Below are 15,915 nucleotides of genomic sequence, written 5' to 3'. Positions count from 1 at the left end.
CACCCCTCCTTACCAGAGCATTATCAGGATGCTACTCTGATACCCTGCCCACACTAGTTATAACTAGTAAATTTTCACAGTGGTAATATGTTGCTTTCCACAACTGATAGGAGGATAATTTGTCCTCTTCTGCTTAATCCGACCTTCCACCGATTAATTCGACCTATCTCCTGCTTTATTCGGCCTTCCACCCATTAATTCGACCTATCTCCTGCTTTATTCGGCCTTCCACCGATTAATTCGACCTATCTCCTGCTTTATTCGACCTTCTACCCATTAATTCGACCTATCTCCTGCTTTATTCGGCCTTCCATCAATTAATTCGACCTTCCTCCTGCTTTATTCGACCTTTCATCAATTAATTCGACCTATCTCTGCTTTATTCGACCTTCTACCCATTAATTCGACCTATCTCCTGCTTTATTCGGCCTTCCACCGATTAATTCGACCTTCCTCATGCTTTTTCCGGCCTTCAAAAAAAACAGGCTATCTCCTTCCCAAAAATTCCGGAAAAGTGATAGCCTTTACATCTTTATTTAGCGATTGGGGGTGCGAAGAATTTCTGCGTTGTTTTGTCCTGGCCTCAAGCCAGCATGTTTATATTCAGGGGTGAAAACCGATGTTTTGATTGGACAGGCGATTTGCTTCTGGACATTTCCTTTTCCGTCAGGTACCTCGACGATCATTCCCCTCTCCTTCAATTGGGGGTGTTCGGCCGCTTCGGTGAAGGTCAGCACTGGTTCTGCGCAGGCCTCGAAATCAGCGAATATTCCCTGCCATTCTTGAAAATCTCTTTCAAGGAAAGCAAGTCGGATGGCCGTTTTAAACCTGATTCCGCTTTCTTCATCGCTATTCATGCTCAGTTCATATAATTCGGGTGCACCGATCGCTTCACATAATGCTTTTCGAAAAGGGGGCTCAAGGCTTCCTACCGAAAAATGACGTCCATCTTTCGTTTCGTAAAAGTCATAAAAGGACCCTCCGTTCAACATCAGTTTTTCTGGTTCAAGCTCGAGGCCCCCTTGTAAATTCAAAGGTGCGGATATGGCATTCAAGGCAAAGCTGCAATCGGTCATGCTGATGTCGATGGCTTGGCCGAATCCCGTTCTTTCCCTGTGAATGACTGCAGATAATATACCGATAACAGCATGCAATGAGCCTCCGGCAAGATCTGCTATTTGGGTTCCGTTTTTTGCCGGTCCGCCCTTTTCCGTACCGGAATAGCCTGATAAGCCTGCAATCGAAATATAATTGATATCATGTCCCGGTCGGTCTTTATAGGGACCAGTCTGGCCGAAGCCCGTGATGGAACAGTAAATCAGCTTTGGATTGATCGATTTTAATGCCTCATACCCCAGTCCCAGACGTTCCATTACACCTGGACGGAATTGTTCAATGACGATATCGTATTCCTTCACTAGGTTTTTTACGGATTCGATTGACTCAGATTGTTTTAAATCCAGTGTGATCGACTTCTTCGATCTGTTAAGATATTGGTTCACACCCCATGAATCCTTTGCTCCCGGCCTCTCTACCTTCAAAACATCCGCTCCTAAATCCGCTAGCATCAAAGTGGCAAATGGGCCTGGCAGTAACGTTGAAAAGTCCAATACTTTTAAATGAGTCAATAAGGTCATCAGCCGTGCACCTTCCCTTTCCATTGAAAATATTAAAAGCTTTCCGCGTCGCTCTGTAAATTCAATTTAGCAGAGATTACGATTATCATATAACACCTCTCATCGGATATGTATAAATTTCCATTTAACAAAAATAAAAAGCTAGGAATCGGCTTCCTAGCTTTTTGATAATGAGCCTAACAAGTAAAAGCCGGACAATTCAATACTGCATTGTCCGGCTGATTTCACTTTAAGGTTGTTCATTCATATTTTTTGTCAAAGTCAAATTCGACTTCATCAAGTTTAACGAATTTAGTTTTTCTTATCAGTTTATAGCCAAACCATAGACCAAGGAAAAGCGGGATTCCCAGATATGCAGCTATAACACTGCCCCAATCGATCTGGTCTGAGAAAAAGGCTTGGATATTTTGGGACAGGATGACGATCATGCCAATTAATATGGCAAAGATCGGACCTATCGGGAACCATAATGCCTTATATGGCAGCTTCTCCAATGAATGGCCTTGAGCGATGAATGCTTTCCGGAAACGGTAATGGCTGATGGATATGCCCAGCCAAAAGATGAATCCTGTAATTCCAATGGCATTCATTAACCAAATATACACTTTACCATCACCGAATACGGAGGCTAAAAAGGCAAGCATGCCAATGGAACATGTCAAAATCATTCCTGCAACCGGTACTCCGCGTTTATTAAGTTTTGCAAAAATATGCGGTGCTTGTCCATCTTTTGCCATAGAATATAACATACGCGTAGATGCATATAGACTGGAGTTACCTGCAGATAATACCGCTGTTAAAATGACGGCATTCATAAGCGAAGCAGCAAATGCAACTCCAGCTTTTTCAAAAATGAGCGTGAATGGACTTACCATGACGTTATCGCCTTGTAAACTTGGATTCGTATAAGGGATAAGCAGTCCTATTACGAAGATTGCAAATACGTAAAAGAGCAGGATTCTCCAGAATACACTTTTAATGGCCTTCGGTATATTCCTTGCTGGATCTTCACTCTCACCGGCAGCCACACCGACAATTTCAGTACCTTGAAAAGAAAAGCCAGCCGCTATGAATACAATGAAAACACCCATGAACCCACCCGGGAAAGGGGCCTCATCGACGGTGAAGTTTTTAAAGCCTACCGCTTCGCCGCCCATAATGCCGACGATCATTAGCAGCCCGACGATTATAAAAATAACGATGGCCGTGACTTTTATGAAGGAAAACCAGTATTCCCCTTCACCATATCCTTTAACGGATAAATAGTTCAATAGGAAAATGAGCACCAAGAATGATGAACTCCACAACAATGATGGACTATTCGGAAACCAGAATTTCATGATCATTGTCGAGGCCGCCAACTCTGCCGCTATCGTCATCGACCAATTGAACCAATAAGTCCATCCCAAAGCAAACCCAAATGCCGGATCGACGAATTTCGATCCATAGGTACTGAATGAGCCGCTTGTCGGCATGAATGCTGCCAGTTCCCCTAAGCTCGTCATCACAAAGTACACCATTGCCCCAACTAAGGCATAAGCAAGTAATGCACCGCCTGGTCCAGCTGTATGAATGGCTGCCCCGCTGCTGAGGAACAGCCCGGTGCCAATAGCCCCGCCAATGGAAATCATCGTTAAATGGCGGGATTTTAAACCGCGCTTTAGTTCTTGTCCTTCTTGCTGTGGAGGATGCAAGATGTCATGTTCTTGTTTTGGTATCATAAATTTTCATCCCTTTCTATATAAGCGCTTTCATATATGGAGAAATCCATTTAATAAATTTTCCTATTTCATAGACTTTCAAATAGACCTAATTTACAATTCGAATTCCTTTTCTGAATATATGCAATTTTCATGCCAAGTTTACAAAACGCAATATTCAACAAATCATCAAAAAAATCGCCTTAAATAGACAAATTTTTTTGCACTTTACGCCATGTTTTTTTGCACATTATGCCATGTTTTTTTGCACATTTATTCATTTGGTTTAATTTAAATACATTCCAAATATTACTAAAAGAATATATTCAAAGAATATTTCTATCAAAATCCATTTTTCTCCATTTTATTCCTTTAAATGTCATATTTTTTGCAAGTTTTCTCCATTTGATAATAATTATGAAACGATGTAAAAATGAGGTATTCTCATGAAGGAGTTGAGTGTTATGAAAGGTAAGGTATTTTTAGGAACTGCACTATCCATCGGTCTATTATTTTCTGCTATTCCCAATCAAGAAGCTTTAGCGGCAAAAAATGTGTTAAGTGTTGAAAAGTACAATAAGCATAAGGATTCGCTAGAATACAAGTCTGGGAAACTTACCGATCCCTCAAAGCAAACGGCAGAAGATATCATTCTTACCTTTTTTGATGAAAACAAAAAGTCTTACAAGCTAGAAAAGCAAAAGGCGAAAGACTCCTTCACGATCGAGAAAGAAAGCAAGGATGAACTGGGCAATACCGTCCTTAGATTGCAACAAACCTATAAAGGCGTACCTGTATGGAATTCCACACAAGCCGTATTGATTGACGCTAAAGGTGTATTGACCGTCGTGTCCGGTACGGTTGAAGCCAATCTAAACACGAAATTAGTGAAAAAGGCTAAAAAAGGCATCAGTGAATCCGAAGCTATCAAAATAGCTGAAGCGGATCTAGGGTTCACACCTGCCTACGAACAATCACCTGAATCTGACCTATATGTATATGCAAATGAAGGCAAGGCCGATTATGTATATAAAGTCAATTTGAAATTCTTAAGTCCGGAACCAGGAAATCATAATTATTTCATTTCAGTCAAAACGGGTAAAATCCTGAATAAATATAATACACTGGATGAAGTGACGGGGACCAACTCCGTCGGAACGGGCACTGGCGTCTTAAACAATACCGTGTCGCTGAACACTACCTTATCCAACGGTCAATACTACTTACAAGACAATACACGCGGTAAAGGCATCTACACGTATAATGCCAATAACCGTTCAAGATTGCCTGGTACACTCTTTTCAAACACAACAAATGCATTTACTGCTTCTGCCGATAAAGCTGCGGTGGATGCCCATTATTATGCGGGTAAAACCTATGATTATTACAAATCCACATTTGGCCGGAACTCCTATGATGGTAATGGAACCATCCTGAAATCAACCGTCCATTATGGCTCAAGATACAATAATGCTTTCTGGGATGGCACCCAAATGGTTTACGGTGATGGAGATGGCACGACGTTCATCCCATTGTCCGGCGGGCTCGATGTCGTTGCGCATGAACTGACTCATGCCGTCACTTCCTCGGAATCGAACCTTACCTATCAATATGAATCCGGTGCTTTGAATGAAGCGATATCTGATATTTTTGGCACCGTTGTGGAATTTAAGAATCAAAGTGCCAAAGCCGATTATTTGGTCGGGGAAGATATTTACACACCTAACATTTCCGGTGATGCACTCCGCTCGATGGCTAATCCAACATTGAATGGTGACCCTGACCATTATTCGAACCGTTATACAGGAACGGGTGATAATGGCGGAGTCCACACGAACAGCGGAATCATTAATAAGGCAGCTTATTTAATCTCTGCAGGCGGAACCCACCATGGCGTGAGTGTATCCGGAATCGGCATCGATAAACTAGGAACCATCTTTTACAGGGCAAATACAACATATTTAACTTCCTCGTCGACTTTTTCACAAGCCAGAGCAGCGGTCATACAATCGGCCTCTGATTTATACGGTTCAAGCAGTGCAGAAGTCACGGCTGTCAAAAATGCCTTTACAGCTGTCGGTGTGAATTAAGAGATTTACCTTTATGATAAACACCTCCCTAGCTTCACCTCTAGCGGAGGTGTTTTTTCTTATGCGGGGCTACCCCGATCATTTCAGCAGTTCGCTGCCTTCTTTCGGCCTTAATGTTTGGAATTCCGTCCTTTGGTACGGGGAGAACCTCAATAAAAACAATCTTGTCGTTTGCTAAAAATGATTAATTCCGTAAAATAGTTGCTTTTCTTCTTATTAACTGTCAAGCTTAGATAATCTGGACTATATTGAATAGAACAAGTAGGTGACGAACATGATTGAAGTTAAAACTTCCACACTCAGTGATGGTGAGTTCAATAGAGGCGTATTCGCAACACGAGATATTAAAAAAGGTGAGCTTTTGCATGAGGCACCTGTCATTGCATATCCAAACGAGGAGCATGTTTTCATAGAGAAGACATTGCTGGCTGACTATGCGTTTGAATATGGAATAAACCATACTGCCATGCTTTTAGGCTATGGCATGCTGTTTAATCATTCTTATACACCCAACGCTACGTATGACATAAACTTCAAGAATCATACGTTTGATTTCTTTGCTTACACCGACATAAAGGCAGGAGAAGAAATCCTGATTAATTATAATGGTGAAGTCGATAATGAGGATCCGCTTTGGTTCAATAAAGAAAATGATGGTGAAGATGAAGCTGAATGATCATTGATCATTCATGAAAGCACTTGTACTTTTTAAAACCTGTCCAAGGTTTTTCGAAAGTATAAGTGCTTTTCCTTTTTCCTTTCACCGGCTTGATGAATTCACTGCTGGATTTTAAAAAGATCATACGCAATAAATAAAGCCCCATTAAGAATAACTTATTGGGGTCATTTCACCTTAACGTACGGATGGGTTACTTGATTTTGTTTTGGTTATTGATTGGAATTGGCCCTTAACCTTATCAATGGTTTCGGGTGTAGCTAGGGATCTTATTTGACTCATCGTTTTTTCACGGGTTTTCTTATTGCGCATTAAAAATGCAGCTGCTCCTATCAGGACGGTTCCAAGCATTTTGTTTGATGGCATGTTAGTTTCCTCCTTCAAGTTAGTCCTATATAGTATTCCCTCTATGGACTGATTTAAACAAAAGCATACTTGGGAGAGCGATTTCGCTTTTATTTATCCTTGCTCAGGCTTTCGATAAACTTTAGGCTTTCGGGATTTTTCACGACTTTTTCAGCTTCATCCGGATCAGCTTTCGTTTGCTTCATATTGTAAAGTTTATATGTCAGTACTCTTTTCACTGACTCGTCAATTCTATCCATTGGAACTTCCCCTGCTTTTACTGCTCGCAGTAATCCGTTATATACCTCAAGCTCATGGGCATATTCATGACAGACAAGTAATAAGTCAGCTCCTGCAAGAATTGCCTGCTTTCCCATCTCTTCATAAGAGAAATACTTGTTCACAGCACCCATTTCCAAATCATCTGTAACGACAAGTCCTTCATATTTGAGTTTCCCCCGAAGCAGGTCTTCGATGATGATTTTAGAAAGGCTTGCTGGTTTTTCTTTATCATAGGCTGGATATTTAATGTGGGTCACCATCACGAAAAAATTTTGGTTATCCAGTTCACTTATGATTTGCTTGAAAGGATAAATATCAGAATTTTCCAGATCAAGTTGGTTTGCCTCCACGGATGATGTTTCGACATGCGGATCGATTTCGCTGCGTCCGTTTCCTGGAAAGTGCTTCAATGCACCAGTTATCGATACATCGTTCAAGCCTTGAATGGCTTTCTTTCCGTATTGATACACCTTTTCCGGATCTTGTCCCAATGAACGCTTATCCGTTTTCGATAGATCAAGAACAGGGGCAAAATTAATGTTAATCCCCATGGAGCCCAGTTCTGTACCATTCAATTTGGCCACTTTGTACACGTCTGTAACGGATGCATTATTTCCAAGGTCCTGTTGTGCAGGGAGGGGCGATACCCGTTCCTTCATCCGAATGATGTCCCCTCCTTCCTGATCAATGGCAACCATCAACGGGAGTGAATGGGTACTTTGATTGGCCATTTGCTGAAGCGAATTGGATAACCTGGCCACTTGTTTAGGGGATTTCATATTACGGTCAAAATAAATGACGCCCCCTATATGTTTTTGTTCGATAAGCTCAGTAATTTCACTGCTCTTTTCGGTTCCCTTGAAACCGACCATCATAAGCTGTCCGATTTTTTCTTCAAGCGTCATTTTTTTTAGCAATTTTTCTATTCTTTCATGGTTATCCAAACCTGCTTCTTTCCCTTTTTCCGCTCTGTAATTCACATCCATATTCAACTGAATGAACACCACTGTAAAAGTGAGGATTGCGATGAGGAAAAGACCCCAATATATATTTTTTTTATTCTTCATGCTTTGACCTTCATTGACATTTTCTCTGTCCTTCCTTGATAGCCCTTTTATTGATTTTGCTGTACACATCTTAATCATGTTCATAAAGTGACAATTCTATATCATCATTGCTGATTTTTTTGAATAAAGCATTAGCCGCGTACCATACTACAAACATAACCTAAATAAAAGGAGATGCCCCCATGAACGGATTCTTGAAGAATATTGCCGTCACCTTCAGTCATGCAGTCGATTATGCAAAAGAAAAAATAACGGCCTTTACAGGATCAACTTCTGTTACGATAGCGGAATTGAGTGAGCACATCATCAATCAGCCTGAAACAAAACTAATCAGGAAAAACCTTTTAGGTATACCTTTTTCTTTTTATCATTTACAAAAAGAAGACGTTACGTACTATTTGGAAATGAAAAGCTCACAGGTTCTCCAGTTGGATGTTCAAGCGCATAATCATCCGATTGTGTCTTACAGGTCTTATCGAGATAAATCCAGCTTGCCCACGGCCATTAGGTTTCCTAAAACCCTTTTATCCGAATGACTTCGTTACAAAAATAAAAAAGCTGATATCCCCTGCATATGGGGTTATCAGCTTTTTTCAATCTTATAGGGAGAAAAAACGGTCTCTTTCACTTGAAATCCATTTCTCTGCATCTTCTTCATCCTTTTTAACCAACCGGTTAACGAGGATATCATGCCAAATGTAATTTTCGAGAAAATTGATATGAATGGGATCATCTGTGTAGAACGCGGTTTCCCTCGTTTCGGGCGAAGGGCCGTAAATCGTCTCCTTGCCATCGATGGATAAGATGAACCATTTGTTTTCTCCGATATTTTCCACATAGCTTGTTTTGCGATGTATATCTATACCTGATAATGGGTTTTCAACCTGAAATGCAATCCCCTTGAGAGTGCAATGCGCGGCGACCCCTTTTAGCTCTTGTTCAAGTTTTTCATACATCTCGTCCCATAAGGAAACCACCACCCTTTTCTCGGCTTTGTGAATCAAAGTACGGCAGAAGGATAGGATGTGCCCTTCACCCTTAAGCGTCATTACACGATTGTCGGACATCGGTTCGATTTTCTCGAATTGCTTTAGTGTATGGCTGATGGATTGATAGGTATTGTTCCATTTTGATTGAACCGATTCCAAAAAAACATCGACTGGCAGCGGTGAATATTTTATCGAGTCATTGATTTCCTCTTTTAAGACGATTCCTTCTTCTTGCAGTCCATTTAATATCTCATAGATGCGGGCCCTCGGAATTCCTGATTCCTTGCTTACTTGATAGGCACTGGCTGGGCCTTGGCGAACCAAAGAAACATAAGCCTTTGCTTCATATTGACTAAACCCGAGAGACTGTAGTTTTTGAATGATATCTTGCATAGTACCTCCTAGTGCTTTTAGTAAGTTATATGCCTATCATACCAAATCTCTTATCGAAATCTATTTCGAATTCAAATCGGCATGACTCATAATATTCTTATTTACAGAATGGTTTCGATTAGTTACTATCTAAATAGTGACTAATAAAACCGGCTTATGGCTTCTGCAAAACAAGCAATCCAGCCTGAATGCCATTGATACGGAGGCTTCTTAGATGGAAGATATACAAATTTCAACACTTTTGCTGCTGATGTTTTTCGGATTTTTGGCAGCATTCATTGATTCTGTGGTCGGCGGCGGCGGCCTGATTTCGATACCCGCTTTATTATTTTCAGGACTTTCCCCGTCAGCAGCGATCGCAACGAATAAGTTAGCAAGTTCCATGGGGTCTTTAACAAGTACCATTGCCTTCATTCGCTCAGGTAAGGTTGATTTCAAATTGGTTTCCAAACTTTTCCCATTGATTTTCATAGGTTCCCTGCTAGGAGCTTGGGTTGTCAATTTCGTCTCGCCTGAATTATTAAAGCCAATGATCTTGGTTCTATTAATAGCTATTGCCATTTATACCTTTTTTAAAAAGGACTGGGGCCAGAAATCGACTTACCATAAACTCACATGGCAAAAGGCTGCACTATTTGCGTTCGCTATATTTGCGATTGGTTTTTATGATGGGTTTTTGGGCGCTGGAACGGGATCTTTCATTTTGTTTGCCTTTTTAATGATTGGCTTTGATTTTTTGCACTCTGCAGGAAATGCAAAATTTTTGAACTTCGGAAGTAATTTGGCAGCACTGATCATGTTCATATTCCTTGATACCGTCAATTTTTCCTATGGAATACCGATGGGGATCTCCATGATAGCAGGAGCGTTGGCCGGTTCTAAATTTGCTATTAAAAAGGGAGTGGCCTATATAAGAGTATTATTTATCATAGTAACCGTCATTCTGATCATGAAAAATATAATGGATTACTTAATGGGCGGCTAATTTTTAAAAAAATAGAATTCAGCACCTGATTCCCGCCACAGCATGTGACATATAGGAATTATTTGGGTATATGATAGGTATAGACTGTGTGGAAAGGTGTGGTTGGATGATTGAAAAGTGGAATGGCGAAGAAATGGCAGATGCATCAGGGCAAACCATTGTGATTACTGGTGCCAATAGTGGGCTTGGCTTCGAAACGGCTTTTGCACTGGCGGGTAAGGGGGCAGAAATCATCCTTGCTGTCCGGAATGCTTCAAAGGGAGAAAAGGCGGTCGATAGAATCTTAGGGGTCCACCCTAAGGCAAATGTACGCGTGATGCAGCTGGATTTAAGTGATTTAAGCAGCATTCGGCATTTTGCTGATTCCTTTCAGGAAAACTATGACTCACTCTCCGTCCTCATCAATAATGCAGGTGTGATGATTCCGCCATACAGTAAGACGAAGGATGGTTTTGAGCTGCAATTCGGCAGCAATCATCTCGGTCATTTTGCTTTGACAGGTCTCCTTCTTCCGCTAATCCTTTCTACGCCAAAATCGCGGGTGGTCACATTGAGCAGCTTGGCCGCCATCAATGGATATATAGACTTCGAAAACTTAAATGGTGAAAACGGTTATAAACCAATGAAATACTATGGGCAAAGCAAGCTGGCCAATCTACTCTTCGCCCGTGAATTACAGAACAAATTCACCCAGCATGGTGCAAGTCAGATCAGTATTGCCTGTCATCCTGGCCTTTCCCATACTAATCTCATGTCACGCGGATCTGGCAAACCCATAAATAGAATCGTGCACTTTCTTTCGAAAACCATCACCCAGCCGGCAAGTATGGGAGCATTGCCTACCCTTTATGCCGCAACGGAACCTACATTAACAGGCGGGGAGTACATCGGACCCGATGGAAAGAAGAGCAGAAAAGGCTTTCCTAGAAAAGACGATATCATCGATACCTTATATAATGAAGAAACTTCAAAAAGATTATGGGATATTTCAGAAACCTTGACAGAGGTCAAATATCGTTTCACTGAAAGCATCACACCAAAATGAGTCTATATTTCCCCTGTTTTTTCATGAACAGTGCAAAAAAAAGAGGGAGCATAATGCCCCCTCTTTTCGCTTCATCATTCAGCGTCAAAAACTTCGACTTTTTCCATTTTATCGCCATTTTTCATAGCTTTGGCTGTTTCTAATCCAGATGTCACTTTACCGAATACTGTGTGAACACCGTTAAGATGCGGTTGTGGTTCGTGCACGATAAAGAATTGGCTTGAGCCTGTATCTTTTCCGGCATGTGCCATTGATAGGCTTCCAGCCTCATGTTTGTGAGGGTTTCCTTCTGTTTCACATTTGATTTGCGTGCCGCTTCCGCCTGCGCCTGTACCTGTTGGATCTCCGCCTTGGCTTACGAAACCAGGGATTACACGGTGAAAGACCACACCATTATAAAATCCTGTGTTTGCCAAGTTTTCGAAGTTAGCCACTGTGTTCGGTGCTTCGTTCGGGAAAAGGTCGAATTCGATTTTTTCCCCATTTGCCATAAGTATGTATCCTTTTTTAGCCATGTAAAACATCTCCTTTAATATGAACTGAATCAAATCTTATAGTACCACTTTTAGAAGCAGAAAGAAAAGCAAGCGCTACTTATTTCGAATTGTATCATTATACATTCCTATATTTTTTCTTTTATAATGGGGTAGATTCATTATTATAAGGGGGAACGTACCATGATTCAGCAATTTGATGCTTTAGTCGTGAACAAGCAAGATGATCAATTCACCGTTAACATTCAGAAACTATCACTTGATGATCTACCTCAAGGCGAAGTGCTCATCCGCGTTCATTATTCCGGTGTGAACTATAAAGATAGCCTTGCAGCCATTCCGAACGGAAACATCGTCAGCAGCTATCCGATCGTTCCGGGCATTGATATGGCTGGTGTTGTCGTTTCATCTGAGGATTCCCGCTTTAAAGAAGGAGACGAAGTCATTGCGACCTCCTATGGGATTGGCGTTTCCCAATCAGGAGGCTATAGTCTGTTTGCCCGTGTTCCTGCAGAGTGGATCGTCCCGTTACCTGATGGCCTTACAATGAAAGAGGCGATGATCATCGGAACGGCCGGTTTCACTGCAGCACTATCGGTTCTGCGATTGGAGGAAAATAACCTCACTCCTGAGCAAGGGAGCGTTCTCGTCACTGGTGCAACTGGCGGGGTTGGCAGTTTCGCTGTCTCGATCCTTTCCAAACTTGGCTATTCCGTTGAGGCGAGTACAGGAAAAGAATCGGAACATGGATACTTGAAGAAAATCGGTGCGGCGACCATTGTATCACGAGAAGATGTATATGATGGCAAGCTGCGGGCACTGGGCAAGCAGAAGTGGAGCGGCGCGGTAGATCCCGTCGGCGGTGAACCGTTAGCATCGGTCCTTAGCCAAATCAAGTATGGCGGGGCTGTGGCGGTCAGTGGATTGACAGCTGGTACAAGCCTTCCTTCCACCGTCTTTCCTTTCATCCTAAGAGGGGTTAATCTTCTTGGGATCGATTCGGTCAATTGCCCGATGGATACAAGATTGAAAGTTTGGCATCGTCTTGCCACCGATTTTAAACTCGAGCATTTAGAACAGCTCATTCAACAGGAAATTACACTTGAAGAATTGCCTGACGTCCTTCCTACCCTATTAAAAGGGGAAGCAAGAGGCAGAACGATCGTTAAGCTATAATCCAAAAAGTGACGAGAGCATGGCTTCTCGTCACTTTTCATTGTGAACTTTCATTGATAGGGAGACTGATATCTACAATCGTCCCTTCTCCCACTTCGCTGCTGAAATGAATTTCCCCGTTATGCTCATGGATGATTTTAGTGCTGACCATGAGCCCAAACCCTGTTCCTTTTTCAGAAGTGCTATAAAAAGGCTGGCCTAGATGCTTCATGCGCTCATTTGAGATTCCGCAGCCTTGATCAATGAACCGGATCATTGCAGAGTCACCTTCATGGTTTAACTCTATATGAAGTTTGCCGCCATTCGGCATGGCTTCTATCGCATTATTGACGACATTCGTGAATACTTGTTTTAACTGATTCGGTTCGCCAAAGACAGATGCCGAATCCGTATTATATTCCTTGATGATTTCGACATCATTCAAAATCGCTTGAAACTCAGCTAACGTAATTACACTATCCAATATATCGTTAAGCTGAATGAATTCACAAACCTTCGCTTCAGGCTCTGCTAAACTTAAAAACTCATTGGCTAGGTTTTCGATTTTTTCTACTTCACTGACCATCATTTCAAGATAGTCCTTTTGCTCAGGATCTTCCCTTAATAATTGTAAAAATCCTTTGACCGTAGTTAATGGATTTCTTATTTCATGTGCGATGCCCGCAGCCATCTGTCCTACCGCCGATAACATATTGGATTTACAGAGCAGCTCTTCGGTCTTTTTACGCTCCGTAATATCCCTGCAAAATACCTGTATGGCCGGTTGACCTTTATATATAATCGGAAGACCGAGTGTTTCTCCATAAAATACTTGTCCGTCAAGTCGGATGAACTTTTGTTCCAGTAAACCAACAGCCTGATGATCGTCCCTCATGATCTCGATTCTTTTTTGTACACTTTCCCGGGACTCCAGGTGAACGAACTGAAAAACCGATTTACCGATAATATCTTCGACACTATCCATCCCAAGCATTTTTGCCCCCATGGGATTCATGTACTCTATTATCCCATTGCGATGTACAAAAATCGCTTCAGGTGACACTTCAACTAAACTGCGATACCTTTGCTCACTTTCCTTCAAGGCAGCTTCAGCAAGTTTTTGATTCGTGATGTCCCGATAAACGAAAACGAGGGCACTCGGCTCATTTTCATCATTAAGGATATTGAACAGGGAAATGCTTACATCGATTAACTGGCCATCCTTCCTTAACCTGACCGTTTCAAAGCCTTTCCTTTGTACCCCTGCCTTAATCTGGTCATGCAACTCATTGACTGACTCCTTCAAGAAATCCGGAATAATTGGAAACGGCATGCCTATGAGCTCATCATTCGTCCAACCGAAAAACTCTTCAAAAGCTGCATTCACTTGAAGGGTCTTTCCTTCCAGATCAACAATGGAAATGGCGTCCGGGTTGTTCTCCATGAAAGACTTAAATTTCTCGGTATTATCCTCCGTCTGTTCCCCCATTTGCCCTTGTCCATAATTAATAAGCCTTTTACTCATCAATTTTTTTATTCCTTTCTTATCCGGAAATTTACAGTCTCAATTTTACAGTATCAGTAAATCATTTGCCAGTTTTATCATATGCTTTTTCCAAGTTAAGGATTGATGCACAAAGAGGCCAAACCCCCATAAGGTTCAGCCTCTTTCTTAAAATGTATTATAAATATTTGGACATTCTGTACCTGTTGGTTCATAAAAGCAATGAAGCTTGAAACGTCCAACCAGGGGCTGATTATACCAGGTTGCCGGACAATCTCCCTGTGGCCTGAAGTACCATAGGCTAAATTTCGAGGGCCAAATCCTTTCACCATTTACACTCCGGCGTGCAAGTCTTTTTTCCCTGTCCCTTGCCCGCTGATAAAAATACCCCTTCTGTACAGCTTCAAAGGCATGCTCCTGATAGATCATGTCTGGAATCGTCCTCAGCCCTTTGAAATCGGAACAATTCGATCTAATCCGATTGACCCCTACATTACCGATCATCAACATGCCCTGATCACCTTCGCCCTCGCCTTCCGCCCTAAGCAATCTTGCCAATAAGGCTATATCGGCATCAGTGTGCTTTACAACGGCCATTCCATCACCTCCACTTTTTTTATCCTATGCCTCGCAGATGGAAAAATACTCCGTTTATTAACAAAATCTTCATACGAGATACACGTCCTATCAATAATACAACCCTATACTTAAGTAAGGCTGGATAGCACGCGTGGCTATCATGGTATTTGGCGAAGGCGGGGCCAATACTTTCTTTATACATATAAAAAAGGCGGCACATAATGTGCGTCTCGGACTGTAGACAAACTCGATGAAATTCGAGTTTATCTACAGTTTTTTAAAGGTTTGTACAATTTGCCTTCAGGCCCTCGCTTAACTCAAAAAGGTTGCGGAATGGTGTCATTCCGCAACCTTTTTGTCTGCAAACTGAGGCCGCACACATTGTGCAGTCCTTTTATCTTGTCATTCTTTCGATTCAAATGCCGATTCAAACGCCAATGATACCTTTTCGAACTCTTCATCCGATTCGATATCGAGCAGTTCACCTTCGCCTTCGACCCTGAAAAAGAAAATATCGATATCTTCATCTGTATCCTCTTCAATATCTTCAAGCAAACCTACTGCAACATATTCCGTTCCTTCTACATCCAATGAACCTAAAACCTCAACTTCATGACCTTCATCACTGTCATCAGTAAGAGTGAAAATTTCACCTTCACGAATTTTTCCCATACTACCTCTCCTCTCATATCCATTAATAATGGAGTTGTTTCCATAGTATATCTACTAATCCATTTAGAAACAAATTTTTGCCCTGGAAAATGTTAAATTTCATTCTTACATGAAAAGAATCAATCAATAGATATTATGGAAGAAAACTATTATCCCATAAGCTATTTATCATTTTTCATTATTTACCAATACTTTCCCTTTATTAACATCATTTAAAAAATTATCTAAAAACGGCTATAAAAATGTAATTTAATTCCGAATAATCTTATATATACTAATATTAGCAAATTGAATCTGGATTT

The 15,915-nt window shown here is 41.4% G+C and carries 15 protein-coding genes; 6 read left to right on the top strand and 9 right to left on the bottom strand.

Annotated elements, in window-relative coordinates:
* Positions 1-536: 536 nt before the first annotated feature.
* Both ACSR9O_RS13515 and ACSR9O_RS13510 read right to left on the bottom strand, forming a co-directional pair.
* Positions 537-1,661, bottom strand: a complete 1,125-nt coding sequence (locus tag ACSR9O_RS13515) for a CaiB/BaiF CoA transferase family protein (protein WP_491724520.1) — start codon at positions 1,659-1,661, stop codon at positions 537-539.
* Between the two features lie 215 nt (positions 1,662-1,876).
* On the bottom strand, positions 1,877-3,358 hold the full coding sequence (locus ACSR9O_RS13510) for an amino acid permease (protein WP_491724519.1): 1,482 nt from the start codon (positions 3,356-3,358) through the stop codon (positions 1,877-1,879).
* 443 nt (positions 3,359-3,801) lie between these two features.
* Here ACSR9O_RS13510 and ACSR9O_RS13505 point away from each other — a divergent pair, with 443 nt between their 5' ends.
* Together ACSR9O_RS13505 and ACSR9O_RS13500 are read left to right on the top strand one after the other, a co-directional pair.
* A complete protein-coding gene (locus ACSR9O_RS13505; RefSeq protein WP_491724518.1) occupies positions 3,802-5,427 on the top strand; it encodes a M4 family metallopeptidase in 1,626 nt (541 codons plus the stop codon).
* Positions 5,428-5,701: 274 nt separating this feature from the next.
* On the top strand, positions 5,702-6,103 hold the full coding sequence (locus tag ACSR9O_RS13500; protein ID WP_034310428.1) for an SET domain-containing protein: 402 nt from the start codon (positions 5,702-5,704) through the stop codon (positions 6,101-6,103).
* A gap of 177 nt (positions 6,104-6,280) precedes the next feature.
* Here the strand turns inward: ACSR9O_RS13500 and ACSR9O_RS13495 are convergent, their stop codons facing one another.
* Together ACSR9O_RS13495 and nagZ are read right to left on the bottom strand one after the other, a co-directional pair.
* A complete protein-coding gene (locus ACSR9O_RS13495) occupies positions 6,281-6,469 on the bottom strand; it encodes a hypothetical protein (RefSeq protein ID WP_101223561.1) in 189 nt (62 codons plus the stop codon).
* A gap of 89 nt (positions 6,470-6,558) precedes the next feature.
* Positions 6,559-7,797: a beta-N-acetylhexosaminidase gene (nagZ, locus tag ACSR9O_RS13490; RefSeq protein WP_491724517.1), complete on the bottom strand. Its 1,239-nt coding sequence runs from the start codon at positions 7,795-7,797 to the stop codon at positions 6,559-6,561.
* A gap of 182 nt (positions 7,798-7,979) precedes the next feature.
* On the opposite strand from nagZ, the gene ACSR9O_RS13485 reads away from it, so the two are divergent.
* Complete coding sequence (locus tag ACSR9O_RS13485) at positions 7,980-8,333, top strand: hypothetical protein (RefSeq protein WP_491724516.1); 354 nt, start codon at positions 7,980-7,982, stop codon at positions 8,331-8,333.
* 63 nt (positions 8,334-8,396) lie between these two features.
* Here ACSR9O_RS13485 and ACSR9O_RS13480 read toward each other — a convergent pair whose 3' ends face one another.
* Positions 8,397-9,179 (bottom strand): TrmB family transcriptional regulator, encoded by a 783-nt coding sequence (locus ACSR9O_RS13480; RefSeq protein WP_101223564.1) that lies wholly within the window; start codon positions 9,177-9,179, stop codon positions 8,397-8,399.
* Positions 9,180-9,393: 214 nt separating this feature from the next.
* On the opposite strand from ACSR9O_RS13480, the gene ACSR9O_RS13475 reads away from it, so the two are divergent.
* Both ACSR9O_RS13475 and ACSR9O_RS13470 read left to right on the top strand, forming a co-directional pair.
* The gene (locus ACSR9O_RS13475; RefSeq protein ID WP_260358670.1) at positions 9,394-10,164 is read left to right on the top strand and encodes a TSUP family transporter; all 771 of its coding nucleotides are present in this window, start codon (positions 9,394-9,396) and stop codon (positions 10,162-10,164) included.
* Positions 10,165-10,270: 106 nt separating this feature from the next.
* Positions 10,271-11,209, top strand: a complete 939-nt coding sequence (locus ACSR9O_RS13470; RefSeq protein WP_491724515.1) for an oxidoreductase — start codon at positions 10,271-10,273, stop codon at positions 11,207-11,209.
* 74 nt (positions 11,210-11,283) lie between these two features.
* Here ACSR9O_RS13470 and ACSR9O_RS13465 read toward each other — a convergent pair whose 3' ends face one another.
* Complete coding sequence (locus ACSR9O_RS13465; RefSeq protein WP_095679904.1) at positions 11,284-11,724, bottom strand: peptidylprolyl isomerase; 441 nt, start codon at positions 11,722-11,724, stop codon at positions 11,284-11,286.
* 162 nt (positions 11,725-11,886) lie between these two features.
* On the opposite strand from ACSR9O_RS13465, the gene ACSR9O_RS13460 reads away from it, so the two are divergent.
* Entirely contained in the window at positions 11,887-12,879 is a 993-nt protein-coding gene (locus ACSR9O_RS13460; protein ID WP_491724514.1) for an NADPH:quinone oxidoreductase family protein, read from the top strand.
* Between the two features lie 37 nt (positions 12,880-12,916).
* Here the strand turns inward: ACSR9O_RS13460 and ACSR9O_RS13455 are convergent, their stop codons facing one another.
* The 3 genes from ACSR9O_RS13455 to ACSR9O_RS13445 form a co-directional block, all read right to left on the bottom strand.
* Positions 12,917-14,347: a PAS domain-containing sensor histidine kinase gene (locus tag ACSR9O_RS13455; RefSeq protein WP_491724513.1), complete on the bottom strand. Its 1,431-nt coding sequence runs from the start codon at positions 14,345-14,347 to the stop codon at positions 12,917-12,919.
* A gap of 183 nt (positions 14,348-14,530) precedes the next feature.
* Positions 14,531-14,959 (bottom strand): cell wall hydrolase, encoded by a 429-nt coding sequence (locus ACSR9O_RS13450; RefSeq protein ID WP_260358674.1) that lies wholly within the window; start codon positions 14,957-14,959, stop codon positions 14,531-14,533.
* A 384-nt stretch (positions 14,960-15,343) separates the two neighbouring features.
* Entirely contained in the window at positions 15,344-15,613 is a 270-nt protein-coding gene (locus ACSR9O_RS13445) for a DUF1292 domain-containing protein (protein ID WP_101223569.1), read from the bottom strand.
* Positions 15,614-15,915: the final 302 nt, after the last annotated feature.

Source organism: Peribacillus sp. B65 (assembly GCF_058513295.1).
The sequence above is the reverse complement of the archived record's forward strand: the minus strand, read 5'-3'. Positions and strand labels throughout refer to the sequence as shown.